The sequence below is a fragment of the Nocardia cerradoensis NBRC 101014 genome (assembly GCF_000308535.1).
GTDB classification, from domain to species: Bacteria; Actinomycetota; Actinomycetes; order Mycobacteriales; family Mycobacteriaceae; genus Nocardia; species Nocardia cerradoensis.
The window spans coordinates 1-1,967 of record NZ_BAFW01000182.1 but is presented as its reverse complement, the minus strand read 5'-3'; the positions used below and the strand labels follow the sequence as shown (position 1 = coordinate 1,967).

Below are 1,967 nucleotides of genomic sequence, written 5' to 3'. Positions count from 1 at the left end.
CCTTGACATGTCCACTATCGGAAAAACGGCCGATACGCAGCATCTTGTCTCACTGATTCAATCAATGATTGAAACCTGTTCTGTGTCGTGGTTCACTAACCGAATGGGCGAGAAGGTGGCAGCGGGTACCCGGGCCAAACTGCTGGCGGCCGCGGAGCGGTTACTGCTGACCGAGCGCTACGAGGACGTCTCGGTGCGGGCGATCTGCGTGGCCGCGGGCGCCAACCCGGCCGCGGTGCACTACCACTTCGGCTCCAAGGAGGCGCTGATCGCCGCCCTGATCGAGGATCGGCTCGGACCGCTGTGGGCCGAGGGGCTGGCGGCGGCCACGGCCACCGAGCCCAGCTCGGTCCCGGCGGTGGTCGATGCGGTGCTCGCACCGTTCGTCGACCTCGCCGCCGACCCGATGGGCCGGTTGCATCTGCGGCTGCTGGCCGGATTGATCCTGCGCCGCCGGCCGATGTCCTGGCAGCACCAGTGGTTCCGGATGGAGTCGTGGTCGCAACTACTGCCCGAGCTGAGCTCCGGCGAGGCACGCCGGCGTTGGCAGCTGGCCTTCGACCTGATCATCATGCGCTTCGGCAGCACCGAGGACTACGACATCGCGCCGTCCTCGGTGGCGACGCTGCGCGAATTCGTCATCGCCGGGTTGAGCGCGCCGCCGCCCGTGCCCGCCTCCACCGCTTCGCAATCCGCCGTACAGGAGTTGTAGTGAACGATATTTTCGAACCCGTCGATCTGGGCCCGATCACGCTGCGTAACCGGGTGATCAAGGCCGCCACCTTCGAGGGCCGCACGCCCGATGCGCTGGTCACCGACGAACTGATCGAGTTCCATCGGGAGATCGCGGCCGGCGGCGTCGGGATGAGCACCATCGCCTACTGTGCCGTCGCGCCGGGCGGGCGCACCGATCGTCACCAGATCTGGATGCGCCCCGAGGCGCTGCCGGGACTGCGGCGGCTCACCGACGCCATCCATGCCGAAGGCGCCAAGGTCAGCGCGCAGATCGGCCACGCGGGACCGGTGGCCAATGCCGCCTCCAACCGGGCACCCGCGCTGGCGCCGACGCGGCTGTGGTCGCCGCTGAGCATGAAGATGATGCAGTCGCCGTCGGTGGCCGAGATCCAGGATCTCGTCGCCGCGCACGTGCGGGCGGTATTGCTGGCCGAGGAAGCCGGATTCGATGCCGTGGAACTGCATTTCGGCCACAACTATCTGGTCAGCTCGTTCCTGAGCCCCCTGCTGAACCGCCGCAAGGACGCCTACGGCGGGCCCTTGGAGCATCGCGCCCGGATGGCCCGCGAGATCGCCCTCGCGGTGCGCGAAGCCGTCGGCGGCCGGCTGGCGATTCTGGCCAAGCTGAATATGGAAGACGGTGTGCGCGGCGGGTTTTCGCTGGCCGAATCGCTCCAGGTGGCGTCCTGGCTGGAATCCGACGGCGGACTCGACGCCCTCGAACTGACCGCGGGCAGTTCGCTGCTCAACCCCATGCTGCTGTTCCACGGCGACGCGCCACGGCAGGCGTTCGCCAAGACGCTGCCCGGCCCGACCCGGCTGGGTTTCAAGCTCGTCGGCAAGGCCTTCCTGCGCGAATACCCGTATCACGGCACGTATCTGCTCGAACGGGCCCGCCAGTTCCGCCGCGAGTTGTCGATGCCGCTGGTGCTGCTGGGCGGGATCACCGATATCGACGATATGCGGCGGGCCCGGCGCGAAGGCTTCGAATTCATGGCGATGGGCCGCGCCCTGCTGCGCGAGCCGGATCTGTTGCAGCGCATCCGGTCCGATGCCGAGACCCGATCGGCCTGCATCCACTGCAACGAATGCATGCCCAGCATCTACACCGGCACCCGATGCGTGCTGCGGCTGGACGGCCCGCCCATACCCACCCACTGACCCGGATCGACAGAGAGAAGAGAGACGAATTCATGAGTGGACGTTTGACGGGCCGAGTCGCCCTCATCAGC

At 67.4% G+C, this 1,967-nt stretch carries 2 protein-coding genes; both read left to right on the top strand.

Annotation, left to right across the window (positions count from 1 at the left end):
* Positions 1-103 precede the first annotated feature (103 nt).
* A complete protein-coding gene (locus ON23_RS19555) occupies positions 104-712 on the top strand; it encodes a TetR/AcrR family transcriptional regulator (RefSeq protein ID WP_039779937.1) in 609 nt (202 codons plus the stop codon).
* Complete coding sequence (locus ON23_RS19550; protein WP_039779936.1) at positions 712-1,896, top strand: NADH:flavin oxidoreductase; 1,185 nt, start codon at positions 712-714, stop codon at positions 1,894-1,896. Before ON23_RS19555 ends, ON23_RS19550 begins: the two co-directional genes overlap by 1 nt.
* Positions 1,897-1,967 lie beyond the last annotated feature (71 nt).

Coding starts and splice junctions, on each gene's coding strand:
- ON23_RS19555 (WP_039779937.1), top strand. CDS start 104: ATGGGCGAGAAGGTGGCAGCGGGTACCCGGGCCAAACTGCTGGCGGCC.